We start from the raw sequence: 20,270 nt of genomic DNA on the forward strand, positions 1-20,270 counted from the left end.
AACTACAAGACTGTTCTGGATACCGAAAAAGAAAAGTGCAAAATATAGATTCGATAAGGGCAGAAATTTATTCCCTTACAGAAGAAGAACTAAATGAAGTGCTGGGTAGACCAGAGCAAACTTTGCTTTATGAAAGAGGGCAGAAATTCTATGAATACAAAATCAACTGCGAAGAAAAAGAGGTAGAGAAATATCTCAGGGTCAGAATCAATGCCCTTGGATATGTAAATGAAGTTTTGTTACTAGAGAAATAATTATCTCACAGAGGCATGAACTTCCTGATGCATTTCTATTTTATCATCAACCGCTATTTTTTTGATAACCAATAGGCTGATGAGAGCCAGCATCATAAAAATAAATTTCTTGTTTTTCATAAGTTGTATTGGCATTTATACAAAGTTGCATCATCTAAGATTCCAAAACATTAGTAAATACTTGGATTTTTAAAACTAAGAAAATCGCTTAATTACCAATAGTCACATCATTAATCACCTGGACATCCGACACGCCAAAGAACCCAAACACCTCTTGATCTGGGTGAGTCATGTTTTTAATATTCCCAATTATATTGGTGGGTCTCACATTTGGTTCTAGCGTACTGTTGACTGTCTGTAATTGCACTGCGACATAATAGTTGTAGGCAGCCTCAGAAAGGGACAAATTTTTAAAACTAACCGAATCATCAATTGTAAAGAGAACATTATTGGCATCCATCCTAAATCGATTGCCATTGGTGATTAAATCATCAAACAAAATCAGATCATTTGCTGTTTTCTGTTCTTCGCCATTCACATAAACTTTCCACCTATAAAAATTGCGAACATTTGGATCATCGTCAATTAATGCAGAAATGTAGTAGTTAGGCTGCTGATTCGATATGTCAAATGCATCTGGGTCAACTAAAAAACTGGAAAACACAGAATCTACAGGAGATACCACACCTAGCCGTTCAAAATCAGATACTAATGTGTCTCCATCTGTTATAACCCAAAGCCGATAGAAGTTATTAGGCAAGAATTCAAAATTATAGTCAGAAGGCAAATAGAGCCCCTCTTCCGTTTGCTCTACAAAATCAATTTTCTCCGAATTAGACGTTACGTAAACAGTAGCCCCTTTAATTCTTTCGAATTCTATTGCATCATTGAATGAATTGCTCCACTGTAATTTAACTAGACAATCCTCTGGCACACTGCTCAACCAACCATATACAACTCTCCTGTTATCCCCATCTGGCAAATCAATTTCAACTGGTTCGAGACAAGAGCTGAAAACTAAAAGCAATATGATTACATAAGGGTTTTTCACTTAGAATATAAAATTGTAGGTGATAGACGGAACAGGAAATGCTAGAACAGATAGCTGATTCACAACAGGTTTACCCGTTCGATCTTCATCCTCACTAAAAAAGTAAGCTTGCGCATTCTTTCTGGCGTAGACATTGTAGACTGAGAAAACCAAATTGGATTCATATCCTCTTTTTTGACCCGTTCGTTTATACTCACCTAATTTACAAGTAGCAGACAAATCCAAACGATGGTAATTACTCAGGCGGTCTTGGTTTTTCGAAGGATAATTCGGAATTAAGATCCCATCAAACTCATATTTGGAATCAGGGAAAGAGTAAGGTCGACCTGTATAAAAAACAAAATTGGACGAAAAGCTCCACTTCTCATTGGCATTAAACACCATTGTCAAAGCAAAATCATGTGTTCTGTCAAAATCTGAAGGGAAATAGTTGCCTTCATTGATGGTTAATTCTTCAAATTGACTATCAAACTTTCTTTCTACTCGAGAAAGCGTGTATCCTACCCACCCTGTCCATCGACCAAAAGTCTTCTTAACAAAAAGTTCCATCCCATAAGCTCTCTCATCTCCAAAAATCAACTCTGTTTCTACCTGTGGATTCAAAAACAAATTAGCCCCATTTTTATAATCAATTACGTCATCTAGTCTACGATAATACAGCTCTGCAGAAACATTCATCTCTAAGGATGGGAAGTACCGATATACTCCCAAAGTACCCTGATACATCTCAGTTGGGTTAATATTGCGTCCAGTCATAACCCAATTATCAGAAGATGTTGGCGAGGAGAAATTGGACAACAAATGCATATACTGTACAGAACTACTATAACTAATCTTTGCTGAGGTATTTTCTAACAAGAGAAGCTTCAAAGAAGCTCTAGGAAGGATATTCCAAAAACTCGTTTTACTTTCCTTATTACCCGCTTTCAAAGTATCCGTAATCGTCTCTACACTCTTAGGAACATTTGGTTGATAGATGTAAACATCAGATTCCGCATTATTGAGAAAATGTGATACTCGTAACCCTAGCAGGGTTGTTATCCTTGATCCAATTCTATTTTCTGAAGACAGATAAATTGAAGATTCTATTCCTGTTTCATCTTCCAGTTTGAATTCATTGCCCGACGTATCCAATTCACCAGATATTAATTCTCCAGGTAATAGTTTGTGATAGATACTTGAGGCACCCCATTCCAGAATATTGTTGGGATTCAAATAGCTGTTTACATCTAGCTTTAATGAAAAATCATCAATGGAAATTCTTCCCGTAAAATCCCTGAACTCTTCATTCTCGACATACCTGTAACGGTATCCTGAATAGTATGCTGTAGTATTAAAGAAATGCTTTTTCCTTAAAATGCTATTCCATCGAAATGATACCATCCGGTTACCCCAGGTTTGATAAGCATCTGTCCCGATTTTGGTTGCATCCGCTCCCCAATAACCAGAAAGGTAAATTTTATTCTTTGAATTGATATTGAATTTAACTTTACCATTAACATCTTGAAAATTGGCACGGATATCATTAAAATCTGGATTTTTCAAATTTCTTAAGATCAAATCCCAAAAGGTAGAGCGACCAGATAACAGGTAACTGGCCTTATTATTCAGCATTGGCCCTTCAACCATCAAGCGACTAGTGAGTAAACCAATCCCTCCAGAAACCTGAGTCTCTCTTTCATTCCCTTCCTTTTGTCTGACGTGCATTACTGCAGATGTCCTTCCTCCATATTTTGCAGGGAAATCACCTTTTAATATTTCGACATCCTTGACAGCATCGGGGTTAAAAATTGAAATCAAACCAAAAAAATGATTAGAGCTATAAAGCATTGCCTCATCCATCAAAATAAGATTTTGATCTGAATTACCTCCCCTAACATTGATTCCAGAAACCCCCTCACCAATATTAGTAATGCCCGGAAGTAACAATGAACTTTGAAATACATCAACCTCACCTAAATACGGTATTTGCTTAGCCATATTCATATCTATCCTATTCGTACTTGATAGTATTGAATGGGCTTTGATATCTAATGGGTTTAACTCATCTACATGTAATTCTGTTAACTCAATGGATTTGGGGGTGAGTTCAACATTTCTTTTGAGGTTTTTATTGATATCGATAAAAAGCGATTGAGCTTCATATCCGATATAGCTGATTTCCAGATTGTAAACACCTTTGGTTAAGGTAAAAGAATAGAACCCATAGGCATTGGTCGAAACCCCGGTCTTTAATTGTGGAATGTATATGGCAGCACCTATTAACAACTCTCCTGATTCAACATCTTTAATCGAGCCACTGATTACATATTTGTACTCACTATCTGGCCTATCATAAAATTTGATCAGGATTTGATCTTCCTTTACCTCAAAACTCAAGTTTTCATTTCTACAAATCTTTTCCAGAATTGACTCCACCTTGTATCCATTTTTTGATTTGAATACAATTTGTTTATCCATTGGAATGATGTCATCATTGTAAGAAACAAACACACCATTTTCTGGCAAAACCTTCTCCAATAAAGACCGGACTGAGTACTTCTGTTTGGATATAGAGATGACTTGAGATAGCTTATCTGACTGAGCCCTCATCGTTTGGGCCAGGCAAATAACCACTGCTAAAGAAAGAAAAAAATTGTAAACTACTCTCAAGGACTATGTATAGGTGACTTTTCGTCAAATTTATACATAGTAAAGAAAGGAAAATAAAAATGAGTTACAAATGTAAGTTTAAAGACTAAGTCTTAACCTGATAACTCAACAGCTGGGACCTGATAAATTCACTACCCCTTTTTCATCCTTTTCACTTTCGATATTGGCAATAACATTAAGGACCTCCAAAATCTCATCAAGTGATTTATTTTCGAATCTTGATGTAATTAAACAATTCTCAATTCCTTCTTTTAATTTGATCTTAACCTTGTAATGTTTTGATAAAACCTTAGCCACTTCTTTTAACGGTTGACTCTTAAAATCCAATTCGCCATACCTCCAGGTCATCATTTGTTCGTCGATTTCATGTCGGACTACCGTTCCTTTACTAGTCGATTTGGCACTATATCCTTCTTTCAGCACTACACGCTCATTATTGTTTTTGTCACGGAATATAACCTTGCCCGTTACAACATTGATCTGACTATTTTTCTTATAGGATTTTAAATCAAAAGAAGTACCTAGAACTTCAGTAGTTGTAGAACTACCAACAATCTTAAATGGTTGATTATCATCCTTTGCTATTTCAAAGAATCCCTGACCAAACAAATACACTTTTCTATAACCAGAATCCTCAAATTCTCTTGGGAATTTAAAAACTGAGTTTTCATTTAAAATCACAGTACTTCCATCACTAAGGTTCACTCTTTGTAACTCATTCTCACCAGTTCGAATGACAATTAGACTAGTTGGCAAAAAGTAATTCGCGGCAAAAAAACCGAGCCCAACTGCCAAAACCAAAATCGCCGCTGCTTTGTAAACAAATGGGTGAATTTTTATTGAGTGAGTCTTAGAACCTAATTTACCTTCCACACACTTCCAAGCATGATCCACATTGGGGCAAAACTTGCTCGTCTGTACTTCAGATAACTCATATATTTTTTTGTAATGAGCGAATTGAAGTTGGTTTTCTTCAGAAGAGTTCGCCCAATTTTCCAGGTCTGATTTTTCATCATCACTGAGATGACAATTCAAATAAGCCTGTATTTTTTCCTCTAAATCGTACATTTTTTCTTTCTTTCATCTATAGGTCAAAATCCCACTCAAATCCCTCAAAAAAAAATCGATTTTTTCTAAAAAAAATGAAACAAAATCAAAAGCATGATCTTATCCCACAAAGGCGTAAGCTGCTCTCTTAATTTTCGTAAAGCATGTCCTACTTGATTCTCCACCGTTTTGACTGACAAATCCAATTCTTCAGCGATTTCCTTATAAGTCATCCCACCACTTCTACTCAGATTAAAAATCACCTTACATTTGGGGGGTAATGCATCGATGGCTTCCTGAACATAAGAGTACAATTCCTCAATGGCCATGTTCCCCTCCCTTTCTTCAGAACCATCTGTAAGATCCAAAACATCCTCTACCCCAATCTTTCTCTGCTCCTTTGGTATTTGAAGCTTTAGATAATTGAAGGAACGATTTCTTACGGCGGTGAACAAATAGGCCTTGACAGATGTGGTAATAGAAAGTGTATGCCTGCGATCCCAAATATTGATAAAGACCTCCTGAACCAATTCCTCTGCCACATGCTCATCCCGCACATATTTCAGACAATAACGGCTAAGATCAGTATAGTAAAGCCTGAAAATTTGCTCGAAAGCAGATTTATCATCTTCACTTATTCGATCTAATATTTCTTCTTCTGAGATGAGCACTTGATACTTATCGTTAGTCTATAAGAAAGGTTGCCTATTACCTGAAACTTAATCAAATTTTAAGGCAGAAACAGGTTTTACTCTGGTAATCACGGCTAATGGAACTCTTAAGGCTATTAATACTACAATGAAGGTGAGAAGATTGAGCAAAAAGAAGGCTTTAAAGTTCCAATCAACAGGCACAAAATCCATGTAATAATTGATTGGATCTAAAGGTATGATATGAAATTGATCTTGGAGCCAGGTAACCAATAAGGCAATCACATTTCCCAGGAGCATTCCTTTCAAAACCAAAATCATCCCATTGTACATAAAAACTTTTTTGATTTGGGATCTGCTAGCGCCTAAGGCTTGAAACACACCTATCATGTAAGTTCTCTCCATGATAAGAATCAACAGAATCGAAATCATATTGAAACAAGCGACGACAAGAATGAGCACCAGAAAAACGGATACATTTTGGGTCAACAATTCAAGCCAATCAAATATCTGAGCATAACTGTTACTGACTTTGTCTACATAGAGACTGGCATCTAAGGATTCGAAAAGAGCATCCATTGCTTCATCCTTACTATACCCCTCTTTAACAAACACTTCCACCCCACCAACCAGACTATCAGGCCAATTGTTCAATTTTTGAACCATTCTAATATCAGAAATGACCATTGATTTATCAATTTCCTCCAGTCCTGTTTCATAAATACCTACGACCTCTAGTCTCCTAAATTTTGGTGGATTCTGGACAAAATAAACAGTAGCTTTATCTCCAATCTCAAGCTGTAGTTTGTTAGCAATTCTTTTACTCAACACCAACTCTTTGGAATAGCTAGAGTCCGAAAAAGAAACGAACCTCCCAGCAAGCATGTTGTCCTGAAACCTGAGTGTATCAAACTCTTGACTCACCCCTTTGATCATCACCCCTTCTACTTCCTCTTTTGTCCTAAGCATTCCGGCTTTATATGCATAAGACTGATAATGATCTACAAATTCATAAGCCTCAAGGTCCGAATAAAAATCTGAGCCCAGACTAATGAAGTTCTCGTCAAAATTTCCACCCAAAGTATATTTTGAAATCTCAAGGTGCCCCTTAAAATTGTATATTTTGTCTTTTACTGTTTTTTGAAAGCCTCCTAGAATAAAATAGGCCAATATCATGGCCGCAAGTCCTAAAGCGATACTAAATACCGCCAATCGGGATATAGTAGTAGCAAAATTGGATTGTTCATCCTTTGAGATTCTTTTCGATATGAAATATGGAAAATTCAATTTTATGATAACTTGCTTCACTGATATGGCCGTAAAATAAAAGAAATCAAAAGAAGAAGTGACTATAAATTTGAAATACCTATTGACAATTCTACTGCTGAATTTAATGGCACTATCACTATGCCATGGCCAAAGCAGTTCCACTTTCTCTGTTATCACCGGTGCTGAAAGGATGGATCAATATTTACCCATGCTGGAGGGAAAGAAAGTAGGGCTGTTGGTAAACCACACTTCCACTATTGGCTCAACTCATTTGTTAGACACATTAATTTCTCGTCAAGTTAATGTGGTTAGAATATTTGCTCCAGAGCATGGATTCAGAGGTGAGATGGCCAATGGAGAAACCGTTCTCAGATGGTAAAGACATTCAAACAGGGCTACCGATCATTTCATTATATGGCAAAAACAAAAAGCCAAATAAGGAGCAGTTATCGGAACTTGATCTGGTGATATATGACATTCAAGACGTAGGAGCTAGATTTTACACCTATATCAGCTCTATGCACTACATGATGGAAGCATGTGCTGAAAATCAGGTGGAAATGATGATATTGGATCGTCCGAACCCTCATGCTTCTTACGTGGATGGACCAATTCTAGAATTAGAGCATCAATCATTCGTGGGCATGCATCCAATCCCTGTTGTATACGCACTAACAGCAGGCGAATTGGCTCAAATGATAGTGGGTGAAAAATGGATTAACCAGGCAGATCAATTAAAACTTGAAATCATCGAGATGGACAACTGGAATCATCAAACCCAATACGAGCTACCCATCAGTCCTTCGCCAAATTTACCCAATGATCAATCAATCAAACTCTATCCAAGCCTTTGTCTATTCGAAGGCACCAAAGTAAGCGTAGGAAGAGGGACAGATTCACCCTTTCAGGTTATAGGCTTGGCGGAAACTCCTGATGCCGGCAGCTATACCTTTACCCCAGTTAGTATGCCAGGTTACTCTAAATATCCCAAACATGAAAACACTGTCTGCTACGGAAAGGACTTAAGAGAAGTGCAAGTATCTAGAGAACTGAATCTAGAATATTTGATCAACATGTATAAGGCATCTCCAGATGAGTTCTTTAATTCCTTTTTCACCAAACTGGCAGGAACCGAATCGCTTGAGGTTCAAATAAAACAAGGGCAGTCTGCCAAACAAATCAAAGATTCATGGCAATCTGACCTAATAGAATATCAAAAACTTAGGGAAAAATATCTGCTATACGACGATTAGTTAGGAACAACTAGCGGTAAGTCTTTGGCTTTCCAACTGGCAATCCCACCTTCAAGATCATAAACAGCCTTGAATCCGCTTTCCTTCATGATTCCAGCTGCTTTCCCACTTCTTCCACCACTTCTGCAATAAACGTAGTAAGTCTTGCTTTTATCCAATGCCTGCAACTTGTCATTAAATTCGGGATCATGAAAATTGAGTTGAGTAGCACCTTCTAACATGCCATCAGCTATTTCTTCATCGGTTCTCAAATCCAAAACAATGGCATTTTCATCATTTTGAATCACTTCATTCAGTTCTTCGGCGGAAATCAATTCAGATCTTTGGGCTGAACAATTGAAAAGTACAAAAGAGAATAATATAAATATAGCTCGTTGAAACATTTGAATAATTGGTTAGTGAAGTTCAAAACTAAACAAAAAAGTAATATGAATAAACCAAGAATGTCTATTACAAAAAGAGTGAGGGAAATCTATCCACGTATAATTAATTTAGCAATACAATTATATAAATTCGCTCAAATCCATTTTGTAAATCATGAAAACAAGAATCCAACTATTTATTTGGCTTTCCCTTTTGGGGTTGTTAGCCAGTTGCTATCCAAATGAAATTACAACGACTGATGAGCTTGATGTTGTAGCGACCTTTTACGATACTGAATCGCTAGATTCTCATCAATACAAGACTTATATCATGCCTGATTCCGTCTTACATAATGATCCTGACGATGAATCAGATCACCAATTTGATCAATTAATATTGAACACCATCGATGACAACATGGAGGCCCTTGGTTTTCAGAAGCTATCAGCTGGTTCTGTCAATGTTGATTTGATTATACTCCCAGAAGTAGCCATCACAAACAATCAAGGTATCGGTGGCTGTTGGGATTGCTGGTGGTGGTGGGATCCCTGGTATCCCGGTTGGGGATGGGGCTACTACCCTCCTTACCCTCCCTCCTTTGTATATAGTTACCAAACAGGAAGTGTAATTATTTCCATGGTAGATCAGCAATCTGTTCTCAATCAAGATGAAAATTCTAAAGCTGTATGGACCTGCATCATCAATGGCCTATTGAGAAGCAGCATTACCGGTGCAGAGATCCAGAACTACATCAATCAAGGCTTTGATCAATCCTCATACCTAAGCGTGCAATAATCATGAAAAAGTACTTTTTAATATTATTATTTTTAGGAGCCTTTCAATCGCTGAAGGCACAAGAAACCATGTTCAATTTGAATTGGGGGATCGGTGTTCCTGTTGGAGGATTTACTGATTATGTCGAAGAACCCAGCTTTTCCGGTTTTAGTATAGGAGGAAGAAAATTCATATATGATTTTATTTCAGTGGGTGCCTATACCGGTTGGCAACTCTATTATGACAAGCAATTTGGTCTGCACCAGGTGTCAGAAGGTTTGGATGTATATGGAAGACAACTCCGACATGTAAACGTCTACCCCGTGATGGCTAGTGTACATCTATATGGAGGAGAAGATGGGGGGATTAGACCATATCTAGGCGCCAATGTAGGACTGTCGTTTGTCAACGAAAAACTCCAATATGGAATTTGGGAGTTTTCCAGCACTTCTACCAATTTCACAATTGCCCCTGAGCTTGGGATCTTTTTCCCAGTTGGTTTAGCTGGTGGTGGCTTGAATTTGAGTTTTAAATATGATGAAGCATTTAAATCATCTAAAAACGACTACCACGTACAGTCATTTCTTATCAGTATTGGCTTTGCCATGGCTCGATAGCAAGCAATTCCATAGTTTTTGATTGAATCCTAATCTATTCTTCCAGAGGTCCGTAATAGATTAGGATTATTTTTTATACCCTATGAGCAAAAAAGCATCCATTGGTCAGGTTTTCAAGACCATCATCCTACCTCGCAAAAAACTGTTGATACTAGGACTTTTCTTAATTGTGATCAGCCGATTGGCCAGTTTGGTCCTACCAGGAGCCAGCAAGTATCTCATGGATGATGTCATTGTCAACAAGGATTTCGAAATGTTGAAGATGCTCATAGCGATAGTAGTTTCAGCCATAGTCGTTCAGGCCATTACCAGTTTTGCACTGACTCGACTGCTGAGCGTAGAGGCACAACATCTAATCGCTCAATTGAGAGTAAAAGTTCAAAAAAAGATCATCCAGCTTCCCATCAATTTTTTCGACAACAATCAAAGTGGTGCTTTGGTATCCAGAATCATGAGTGATGTCGAGGGCGTTCGCAATTTGGTAGGCACAGGTCTTGTTCAGCTTTTTGGAGGTATATTGACTGCCATCATTTCACTTGTTCTGCTGATTCGAATCAGCCCAATGATGACGCTATATGTTCTAGTACCAGTGATCATTTTTGGGGTGATTTCCTTAAAGGCTTTTAGTTACATCCGCCCCATCTTCAGAACTAGAGGTAAAATCAATGCAGAGGTGACAGGCCGATTGACAGAAACTTTGAATGGCATCAGGGTCATTAAAGGCTTTAATGCGGAGGAACAAGAGATTAAAACTTTCGAACTTGGTGCTTTACGTCTCTATGAAAACGTTAAAAAAAGTCTCACCTCTACTGCATTAGTTACCAGTTCAGCTACCTTTCTTTTAGGTCTGGCCACTGCTGGCATCATGGGTATTGGGGGCTACATGATCATGCATGATGATCTTACCATCGGAGACTTTTTGTCTTTCACTTTATTCTTGGGCTTCATGATCGCTCCGATCGTTCAAATGAGCAATATAGGCAGCCAATTGACGGAGGCATTCGCAGGATTGGATCGCACCGAAGAAATCATGGAAATGGACACGGAAGACGAACTGGGAGAGAGACGTATTGAACTCAATGACATTAAAGGAGATATACGATTCGATCATGTATCCTTTGCCTACGAAGAAGATAAGAATGTAATCAAAGATGTGTCTTTTGATGCACCGAGAGGGAGTGTGACTGCTCTGGTCGGCACATCAGGGTCGGGCAAATCAACAATTGCTGGCTTGGTCGCTTCCTTTATTCAACCGGCATCTGGCCAAGTAATGATAGACGAAACGGATCTCTCTACTGTAACTCTCAATAGTTATAGAAAACAATTGGGAGTGGTTTTGCAAGACGACTTTTTGTTTGAAGGAACGATCAGAGAAAATATACTTTTCCCTCGTCCTGATTCCAGTGAATCTGAGCTAATCAATGCAGTAAAAGCAGCCCATGTCGATGAATTCACAGACAGATTCGAAGAAGGAATGGACACGATCATTGGAGAAAGAGGCGTCAAACTTTCAGGGGGACAAAGACAACGTATTGCCATTGCGCGTGCGATATTAGCCGACCCGAAAATCCTTATTCTTGACGAAGCAACTTCTAATCTGGATACAGAAAGTGAATCCTATATCCAGGAAAGCTTAAAGGTACTGATGAAAGGAAGAACCACATTTGTGATTGCTCACCGACTGAGTACAATTAAGCAGGCGGATCAAATTCTCGTCATTGAAGGTGGGCAAATTGCTGAATATGGAACACATGATGAACTGATAGCGAAAGAAGGGCGTTATTATCAACTTTACACCTATCAGGCAAAGATTTAGGCCTTAATCCGAGCTTAAGTAGTCATTCAGCATTTTTTCTGATCGGAACAACATATCTGAAGATTGAAGCACCTTGTTCTTTAAGTGGTAGTTCAATTCATTATCTTCCAGATACTGTCTAACTATGTCAGCCGCTTCAGTAGATTGATAACCGTAAAGGGTCTCATCCAGCCATCTCTTGGTGAAAAAGATATCACCTGTCCTTTGCAACTCAGGTAGGAGTTCCAATGAAGGCATTAAGTAGTCAATAGAAGCCTCTTGTCGGACCGGATGATGCAGGTAACTTAGAGCCGTGATTACCCATGGTTCTTGCACCCTGTTTTTCTCTTCCTTCAAACTTTCAAAAAATCTTCGTCTAACACTTGAACCAGAAGAAACTGCTGGACGAATAAAATTCAGCCTTTTGATTCTATCCTGATTGGTCATCCGGTTGATCTGTTCATCAATTATGGTCTCATCTTCGGGATTCCCTTTGAGGGCAATCTCTAAGGCCAGGCTTTCCTCTTGTCTCGATGATATGGACACTCCTTCAGGTAATGAATCTCCCTTCCAAAAAGTTCGGAGCTTAGCTATTCCATCTGAACTTTGCGCCATAGCAATGTAAGCATTGAACAAGGCAGATTTGAGTGGAACTGACTCAGTTTTCTCTAATTTATTCAAGAGAATACTTTCAACTCCCCCTGCATTTGACATTCTCATTTCTTGAGTGAAAAAACGAAAATAAACCTGCTGCATCACTCGCAGTAGGTATTGAACGATTTGCTCATTAGTTTCCTCCTTCAAATAGTTCTGAAGGAAGTAGAAGTACATTTCTGGATGAAAACCTTCTTGCAGTAAATATTCGTGTAGATTGATATAGGCTGCTCCACGCACCAATACATCATCATATCTTGAGATATCTACCCGAGCCTTATTGAACAAAAACTCATCTTTGATATAACCTAAACCATGTGAGAAAACGCCATAGCCTTTTCCACTAGAATTGAGTAGCACAAACTTGGTATCGTCCCTACCAGCGAGCTGTGGAAAAATGTAATGCTGTTTATCCAAAGTAACTTGTTGGGTAACTGTACCATATTCATCTGTGAAAGCCACATCAACTACTTGCGGCCAAACCCTTCCTTTTCCCTTTGGATCATGTTGAATTAAGTCAAATTCAAATTGTGTTTCCGTTCTGAATTCAGTTAGTTCAAAATATGGCATACCAGATTCATAAACCCAAGACTGATTGAACTGACTCAAATCTTGTGCAGAAACCCGCTGAATGATTTCGATCAAATCTTCCCAATCTGCATTAGACTCACCATAATTCTCGAGATACTCCTGAAGTGCAGACTGTAGCCGCTTCTCTCCTATCTTCCATTCCAGCTGCCTCATCATAATGGGTGCCTTGTGGTAAATGATGGAACCATACATATTAGCAGCATCCTTGAGATTGTCTAAGTGCTGGCGTATAGGAGTGCTTCCCTCTGTACGATCTACTGCATATGCCGCAGGATAGTGATCATAAAGAAAAGCCAAATCATGATTCACATCAGGAAACATCTCTTTGACTATCTTATCAGCCATAAAATTGGCAAAGACCTCCTTCATCCAAACATCATCAAACCACTCCATAGTGACCCAATTTCCAAACCACATATGTGCTGTCTCATGAGCAATCAAGCCTGCACGATTCAACCTATCCTGAAGTGTAGCACTTTCCTCAAGCATCAATAAGGATGACCTGTAATGCACCACACCCGGATGCTCCATCCCTCCAAATTGAAACCCCGGCAAAACTGCCACCCCAAATTTCTCATAGGGATAAGCAATACCTGTGTAACTCTCAAGCCATTTTATGGCCTGCTGATGCAGGTCTACAATTTCGTCTAGGTTCTGCTCGAGCCTTGCATCTTCACTCTCTCGATGCAGCAATTCCATTTCAAATCCTCCTGAATTCAATTCAACATGCTCAAAATCTCCTGCTACAAAGGAAAACAAGTAAGTACTGAGCAATGCCGATTCCTTGAACTGATAAAATATCTTATCACCTCGTGTTTCCTGTTCTAACAATGGACTATTGGCCATATAGTTCCATCCTTGAGGCAGGATGAGGTTCAAAGAAAACCGTGCTTTAAGATTAGGTTGATCAAAACATGGGAAGGTACTTGAGGCCTTACTAGGCACAAAAAGTGCATAGAGATACTCCTCGTTTCGGTTCAATGCTGCGTCCCCTGCAATAAAATCTATTTTGATCTCATTGTACCCCTTTTTCAAAGAGGCTTTAGGAATGATGAGATGCTGATGGCTATGATAGATCTCTACGGATTGATCATTGACCTCTATTGCCTTTAACAGTTCTGAATCAGCACTAAAATCTAAAATCAGGTCTTTATCGAGGGCTGTCAGCTTTACACCTAAGATCAATTCAGATGGGATACCTTGTTCAGGGCTTTCAGGAATATCGAAGGTCAAGTGGTAGCTGATATCCTTGATATTGGCCTTTCGTTCTTGGGCCAGTTGAAAGGAAATCCCATCTTCTACCTCTACTGTCACCTGATCTTGACATGAAAATACCAGAATGGATAAAAAGAAAAGAATTACTATTTGCTTCATTGGGGCCTATATGTTGAATAGTAAATCTAATTCGCCTGAAACAAATATGTTCATCAGAGGCTTTTAAATTCCTTCAACTTTACACGAAGCGCGTGGTTTTTACACGGAAGGTAACAGCTACTTTCCACTTCATAGTACGGCAGGATCTCACTCCTGAGTATCCGCATGCCAAAAAACTCTGTCTGATCATATAATTCAGCCGGTACTCTGGTTTCATACATAAAGGGTTCGGCATAGCCCGGTTCTGAATAGAAGTGCTGCTCACCAGATGTGATTACCCTAATTTTTTCATCCTTTTAATTGTATAGCATTATCTCCAGTTCAAAAACAGCTCCTAATTCCTCTTGAGTCACATAAAAGTCACCTGTCAGCAGAAAGTATCCATTGTCCTTTAGAGCCATTTCAAGGTTGGCCATTCTCCACCGAGATTCTGCCAGTACAGAGTCATCAGGAAAACTCACTTGTATGGGAAAATTGGCATAAAGACATTCTGGCCACTCACACAGGTCTTCAAGATTCAAACCATTGTTATCGGGAGGGGGATTTTGCGCCCTAATATCCGCAATTGCTGCCCAAAGGACAATAAATAAAAAAATCTTTTTCATAGCTGTTGGGTATATCTACAAGCTATGAAAAAGATCATCACAATCAAACCTTCATTCCTTGATCGGAACAACTATTTGTGCTTTTTAAATTCTTTAATACTCACATTGAGTTGGTGATTTTTACATGGGCCATAGCAATCGGAAGAGAGTTCATAGTAAGGCAAAACCTCACTTTCGATCACAATAAAGTCCATGAAATCCACCTTTTCCGCAATTTCTGCATCTAACTCACCTGAAAATACCATGGGTTCAGCTCGGTTAGGCTCAGAATAGAATTCAAACAAGCTAGTTTGCTCCACAAAAATCAGTTGGTCGTTGGCGTCAAATAATTGAAGCTCAAAGTTCAACTTGGCACCCATATCTTTCCCAATAATAGCTAGATCACCAGTTACGATGTAGCTACCAGAACGCTTCACAGCGATTTCCACATTGGACATTTTCCAATCAGGATCATCACTACCCAGCGGGTAATCCATAGTGTTTTGGAATTTGAAATAGATGCATTCACTCGGATCGCAATAACTTCTCAAGTTATAGCCGTTGTCTTTGAACGTGTCCTGTGCAAATGCTGAATGAACGAACACAAACAAAAGTGCAAGTAGGTTAATTTTTCTCATCGAAGTAATAGTTTTCTCACCGATGAAATTATGAAAAACACCTATTGCGTCCTATTGACACCCGCATGTTTCTTCGCAGGAAAAAAGCTTAAAATCTGTAGGTTACGCCAGCTTTGATCTGAATTCCGCGTTGTGGATAGTTGAAATAGCGAGAGTAATTTTGGCCTATGGTATTCTCAGAGGAGACAAAAGCTCCAAGTCGTTCAGCTACCTGATAATGCAAACTCAAATCCAGTTTATTGATGGCTTTGAGTTTTAGTTCCTGATCATTCACCGCATCATAGATCTTGATTCCATGGAGCAGAGCATATTGCCATTGAAAGGTCAACTTTTCAAAAAGCTCATGTTCTCCTTTCAGATACAGTTCAGTACTGGGATAGCTGTAGGCTTGATCATACAAACCACCTGTGTAGCTATTAAAATCAAGGGTTAGTTCAAAATTATTATTCCCATCTAAATAATAAGCCGTACTGAGGCCAATATTGAACAACCTTTGAATCTCTGGATCATAGTCAATATCGATCAAACTTTGATCTACCGGACTATTCATATACAAGGGCATGTAGCGCATATTTTTCATCTCCATACTGACTTGGGCATACCACTTTTCCAATACATCTCCCCTAATCCCAACTTCAATATCTGCCATATTCTCAGTATTCACTGGGATATTGGCAGGATTCAAGTAAGGCACTTTTTCTGATAGTGAATACATCGTATTGAAATCATAGCCCCCATCAAGATTAGCAAACAATTCATATTCGGGTGACAGTTCATAGCTAGCTGCCAGGTAAGGAAAAACCTTGACATTGTTCATGTCAGGCACATTATCACTTTGAAGACTTACACTTAGTCCGGCATCTACCTTCAGATCCTGAAATTCAAATGAATAATAAGGTCTTCCTAAAAAATGACTTCTGTTCTGAGGGAAGGTATTGTTAAAGTTCGAGACATTATAAATCACATCCAGATGAATATCATCTTTGAAAACAAACTCCCCTTGTAAATCCAGGGTATTTTCACTGTTGTCATAGTTATCAAAAAAACCTCGGTACCCTACTAGCACAGTATACTCCCAATTGTCCTTCAAATTATTGTCCTCCAGACTCACGCGAGCATTCAGAAAATTATTGGACTTTTTAATGTCCTCCCGATCTACCACAGTACCTTCAGGGTAACCATAGAAATAGTTAACATCGGATCGATAGGCAAATCGAGCATTCGTTTTTACCTTCTCCCATACTTTAGTGCCATATACAGACACTTCATTGAAAGATGAGGCACTGTTCTTCTTATCTACTGGCCCTGAGTTGAATGACAAATGCTTGTAATTCAATCCTACAGTTTGATTAGGGTTCCCAGGCTTCACTAGAGAGAGGTCAATTACAGGCGACCAATAGTTACCTAGCCCAGCTTTTATATATTGATAGTAATCGGATTCCTTCTTCTGCACCTCTGTCTTGGCATATTGAAAGGGCTGTGGTTCTTCTGCTAAATCATATTCAAAAACCTCGAACTCTCCGGGGTTCACTGGTTCATACTTCTGAGTTTCAGGCTTCCATTTGATGAACTCATATAATTTCGTTTCTTTTTCAAGGATAATTTCACGATCCTTTTCGATTACAAACTCAGCATCGCGTAACTCTCCCTCACTTTCACCTTCTTGCGCCCACCCCATCAGAGAGACTAAAAACAAAGCGCTTGTGTATAATACCTTCTTCATTGTTCTCATCCTTCGTTTAATTAGACACCTCGTTTTGTTCTGCAATTTGATCCAATTTAGATTGGGCTCTGAACTTGATCTCCTCCATACTGGCATGCTCTATCAATGAATTCAAAGTAGCCTTGGCCTGAAATATCTCGTCTGTTTCGATGTATATATCCGCCATCAACAGAAAGGCCTCACTTTGCCAATATTCGTAGTTTTTGAAATTATTCGTCAATGAAAACAAGCTTTCAAGCGCCTTTTCATATTGCTTTTTCTGATAGTAAATCTTACTAATGAAAAGATAAGCCTCAGCCCCACGTTCATCGGGAGAGTTACCCACCAAAGGAAGCAAATGAACCAATGCCTCTTCAAACTTCTCCTGCTCAAATAGCGCCTTCCCAACTATCAAATTTGCAGAAGCCTCAACCAAAACACCCGCTCTGGCATTGCTCAACAAAGATTGTCCGTAGTAGATAGCCGAATCATAATCTTCCATCTGAGAGAAGTTTTCCATTAAGCCCGTTTCAGCAAAAATGATATTCTTAGCCGAGGTAGTGCTGGACTTCATCATATGATAATATTGATTGGAAATAACCACATTCCCCTTTTCAGCCTCCAGCGAAGCTATACGATGTAGCACCTTCGTATGTCGAGAAAAATCTTTTTCCCTTTCAATTGCATAGAAACTCTTCAAGGCAGCCTCGCTATCATCCATTCTATAATAAGAGTCGGCTATTAGATACCTGGCTGTCACAATGAGAGAGCTATTTGGATAATCTTTGATAAACTCCTGAAGAGACTGGATCGCTACCTGGTATTTCTGGTTGTAATAGTGACCTTGAGCCGTTTCGAATTCGATGTTCTCCAGTGCCTCACTATTTGGATTGGCAGATTTGTATCTGGCCAGGTACTGCTGAAAATTGTCAAACTTGCTCTGGTTGCTTTTTTGCTGGAGTCCTAGTAACGCACTTTTAGCAGTTTCATGTCTTGGAAAACGATCTAAAATCTGTTTGTAATTGTTGACACAGGCCTCTGCTTGCCCTATGTTGTCATAAGCCACCGCCTGATCCAGAAGGGCAAAGGGGACAATCTCACTATTAGGAAACTTGTTGCTAAAGCTTCTGTAAAGATCTATGGCCTTTGCAGCCTCTCCTTTCTCAAATTCAATCTTGGCCAATTGATAATAGGCATTATCCATTCGATCCGAGTTAGGTACATCCTTGATGATTTTATTAAAATAAGTTTTGGCATCCGAAGGATTATCCAGATACCTGTACATCAATCCGATTTGATAATAGATTTCTCCTAGCTTCTTATTTCCAGCTGACTCAGCTTTCTTATAATAAGTGATACTTTGGCTATATTTTTTCAGGGCAAACGAACAGTCACCCATTCTTAGATAAGCATCTCCCAGGTATTTTTTATTGACAGCACTGTTGTACTTCTTTTCAAAATCCTGAAAGGCCAATTGAGCCTCTGCATATTCCTGAATATTGAACAACGCATACGCCTTGCTGTAGATGGCCTTGAGATACAAATCGGATCCATCATTGATCACGCTGCGGTAATAAAACAATGACTCCTCTTCTCTCCCCAACAATGCCAGACACTCGCCTGCCCAATAGTAGGCATTCTGAGTCACGTCCGAATCCATATCATGAATCAATGACTTTTGAAAAACCTTCAGGGCCTGATCAAACTTCTTATCATTATAAAGTGCCATTCCTTTCAGAAATGAAACTCTCTGATAAGTGCGTTTCATTTGATTGGTCAGCACACTGCGGCTCTCTATGTACTGGAGTGCCAAATCATAATTATCAGTCAGGGCATAAGCCATGCTGATCATTTCTCCTGTCGCTGACTTGTAAACTGCGTCTGGATAAACCTCCAAATACTCTGAAATCACTTCAATCGCACGCTCATAATTCGGTACCTCCATCAGTGCCTTAGCCAATTGATAATAGGCATCTTCCTTCAAGCGCGTATCATACTTGGTCGTATTTTCAAATGAAGTGACAGCAAACGGTAAATTCCCATCCTCATGATAGAGCACCCCCAAATAATAGGAAGCATAGGCACCCACCGTATCATCAGCTACAGCAGATCGCTTCAACTGCTCCTCAGCTACCGTCTTATTACCCAATTTATAATTGGAATAACCTGCTTTGTAATAATTGACTTCATTGCGCGATCTATGATAGTTTTGAAACAGTCCCTCGTACTCTTCTGCTGCTTTTTTGTATTTGCCCAACACATAAAACGCATCCGCATAAAAATTCAGCAGACTCTGGCTCTTCTTCTCTGGCTTGTCTTCTATCAATTGAATCAGCTGCTTGTATCGTTTCATACTATAAAGCCCCGAAACATATAATTCGAATGCTGCTACACCAAAATCTTCAGATTCAAACCCTGATTCCAAATAGGGCAATGCCTCTTCAACCTGACCATCGTTGTACCTCATATAGCCCTGAAAATAAGCGGCATCTTTTTCGTAGCTCGTAAAAGTCCCCTCTAGCTTGCTAAAAGAAACTTTAGCCTTCTGATAATTACCAATGCTGAAATGACAATACCCTCTTTTGAAGTATAACTCAGGATTGTAGTCATCCTGACTTTTTTCGTAGTTTTTGAGCGCTTCTGAATAATTTCCTCTATCAAAATAATAATTCCCTAAATCAGCATAAGCCCCTTTTGCATAGTGATGATATGGATAGGTATCAACAAATTTCTGAATAAGGTACTCGCCATCGTCCTGCCCTGCTCGAACCGCCGATGAAGCCACAAAGAACTCTGATTCTATGAGATAACGCTTGGCCTTGATGGATTCAAACTCTCCTCGAGCAGCCACGTAGGCCCCCTTCTGATAAAGCAATTTGGCATGCCTGAACCTGGCATCCACATCTAAATCCTGTGCATGGCTTTGAATACTAATCAATACAACCATCAGAACCAGCAGGCTTCTGATCATCAAATGGGGTGGATAATTCAAGCTTTTCAAA

General features: G+C 39.1%; 17 protein-coding genes. 6 read left to right on the forward strand and 11 right to left on the reverse strand.

Annotation, left to right across the window (positions count from 1 at the left end):
• Positions 1-35 precede the first annotated feature (35 nt).
• Entirely contained in the window at positions 36-254 is a 219-nt protein-coding gene (locus N7U62_RS05735) for a hypothetical protein (RefSeq protein WP_264136939.1), read from the forward strand.
• Between the two features lie 208 nt (positions 255-462).
• Here N7U62_RS05735 and N7U62_RS05740 read toward each other — a convergent pair whose 3' ends face one another.
• The 5 genes from N7U62_RS05740 to N7U62_RS05760 all read right to left on the reverse strand — a co-directional run bounded on the left by N7U62_RS05740 (position 463) and on the right by N7U62_RS05760 (position 6,962).
• Positions 463-1,305, reverse strand: a complete 843-nt coding sequence (locus tag N7U62_RS05740) for a DUF4249 domain-containing protein (RefSeq protein WP_264136940.1) — start codon at positions 1,303-1,305, stop codon at positions 463-465.
• Positions 1,306-3,897 carry a TonB-dependent receptor gene (locus N7U62_RS05745; RefSeq protein ID WP_264136941.1) on the reverse strand — a complete coding sequence of 864 codons (2,592 nt, stop codon included), beginning with the start codon at positions 3,895-3,897 and terminating at the stop codon, positions 1,306-1,308.
• A 165-nt stretch (positions 3,898-4,062) separates the two neighbouring features.
• Positions 4,063-4,830 carry a FecR family protein gene (locus N7U62_RS05750; RefSeq protein WP_264136942.1) on the reverse strand — a complete coding sequence of 256 codons (768 nt, stop codon included), beginning with the start codon at positions 4,828-4,830 and terminating at the stop codon, positions 4,063-4,065.
• Between the two features lie 260 nt (positions 4,831-5,090).
• Entirely contained in the window at positions 5,091-5,675 is a 585-nt protein-coding gene (locus N7U62_RS05755) for an RNA polymerase sigma-70 factor (RefSeq protein WP_264136943.1), read from the reverse strand.
• Positions 5,676-5,723: 48 nt separating this feature from the next.
• Complete coding sequence (locus N7U62_RS05760; protein WP_264136944.1) at positions 5,724-6,962, reverse strand: ABC transporter permease; 1,239 nt, start codon at positions 6,960-6,962, stop codon at positions 5,724-5,726.
• An 85-nt stretch (positions 6,963-7,047) separates the two neighbouring features.
• On the opposite strand from N7U62_RS05760, the gene N7U62_RS05765 reads away from it, so the two are divergent.
• Both N7U62_RS05765 and N7U62_RS05770 read left to right on the forward strand, forming a co-directional pair.
• On the forward strand, positions 7,048-7,302 hold the full coding sequence (locus N7U62_RS05765; RefSeq protein ID WP_264136945.1) for an exo-beta-N-acetylmuramidase NamZ domain-containing protein: 255 nt from the start codon (positions 7,048-7,050) through the stop codon (positions 7,300-7,302).
• Complete coding sequence (locus tag N7U62_RS05770) at positions 7,277-8,176, forward strand: exo-beta-N-acetylmuramidase NamZ family protein (RefSeq protein ID WP_264136946.1); 900 nt, start codon at positions 7,277-7,279, stop codon at positions 8,174-8,176. The genes N7U62_RS05765 and N7U62_RS05770 overlap by 26 nt, the downstream gene beginning before the upstream one ends.
• Here N7U62_RS05770 and N7U62_RS05775 read toward each other — a convergent pair.
• Complete coding sequence (locus tag N7U62_RS05775) at positions 8,173-8,490, reverse strand: rhodanese-like domain-containing protein (RefSeq protein WP_264136947.1); 318 nt, start codon at positions 8,488-8,490, stop codon at positions 8,173-8,175. The genes N7U62_RS05770 and N7U62_RS05775 overlap by 4 nt on opposite strands.
• A 223-nt stretch (positions 8,491-8,713) precedes the next feature.
• Here N7U62_RS05775 and N7U62_RS05780 point away from each other — a divergent pair, with 223 nt between their 5' ends.
• From N7U62_RS05780 to N7U62_RS05790, 3 genes are all read left to right on the forward strand, one after another.
• Positions 8,714-9,334 carry a DUF4136 domain-containing protein gene (locus N7U62_RS05780; RefSeq protein ID WP_264136948.1) on the forward strand — a complete coding sequence of 207 codons (621 nt, stop codon included), beginning with the start codon at positions 8,714-8,716 and terminating at the stop codon, positions 9,332-9,334.
• 2 nt (positions 9,335-9,336) lie between these two features.
• Complete coding sequence (locus tag N7U62_RS05785; RefSeq protein ID WP_264136949.1) at positions 9,337-9,930, forward strand: hypothetical protein; 594 nt, start codon at positions 9,337-9,339, stop codon at positions 9,928-9,930.
• Positions 9,931-10,012: 82 nt separating this feature from the next.
• The gene (locus tag N7U62_RS05790; RefSeq protein ID WP_264136950.1) at positions 10,013-11,746 is read left to right on the forward strand and encodes an ABC transporter ATP-binding protein; all 1,734 of its coding nucleotides are present in this window, start codon (positions 10,013-10,015) and stop codon (positions 11,744-11,746) included.
• A gap of 3 nt (positions 11,747-11,749) precedes the next feature.
• On the opposite strand, the gene N7U62_RS05795 is transcribed toward N7U62_RS05790, so the two are convergent.
• From N7U62_RS05795 to N7U62_RS05815, 5 genes are all read right to left on the reverse strand, one after another.
• Complete coding sequence (locus tag N7U62_RS05795) at positions 11,750-14,344, reverse strand: M1 family metallopeptidase (protein WP_264136951.1); 2,595 nt, start codon at positions 14,342-14,344, stop codon at positions 11,750-11,752.
• Between the two features lie 296 nt (positions 14,345-14,640).
• On the reverse strand, positions 14,641-14,949 hold the full coding sequence (locus N7U62_RS05800) for a hypothetical protein (protein WP_264136952.1): 309 nt from the start codon (positions 14,947-14,949) through the stop codon (positions 14,641-14,643).
• A gap of 71 nt (positions 14,950-15,020) precedes the next feature.
• Positions 15,021-15,566 (reverse strand): hypothetical protein, encoded by a 546-nt coding sequence (locus tag N7U62_RS05805; protein ID WP_264136953.1) that lies wholly within the window; start codon positions 15,564-15,566, stop codon positions 15,021-15,023.
• Between the two features lie 88 nt (positions 15,567-15,654).
• Positions 15,655-17,289 carry a porin family protein gene (locus tag N7U62_RS05810; protein WP_264136954.1) on the reverse strand — a complete coding sequence of 545 codons (1,635 nt, stop codon included), beginning with the start codon at positions 17,287-17,289 and terminating at the stop codon, positions 15,655-15,657.
• A 16-nt stretch (positions 17,290-17,305) separates the two neighbouring features.
• Complete coding sequence (locus tag N7U62_RS05815; RefSeq protein ID WP_264136955.1) at positions 17,306-20,260, reverse strand: tetratricopeptide repeat protein; 2,955 nt, start codon at positions 20,258-20,260, stop codon at positions 17,306-17,308.
• Positions 20,261-20,270 lie beyond the last annotated feature (10 nt).

It is taken from the genome of Reichenbachiella ulvae (genome assembly GCF_025833875.1).
Lineage (GTDB): Bacteria > Bacteroidota > Bacteroidia > Cytophagales > Cyclobacteriaceae > Reichenbachiella > Reichenbachiella ulvae.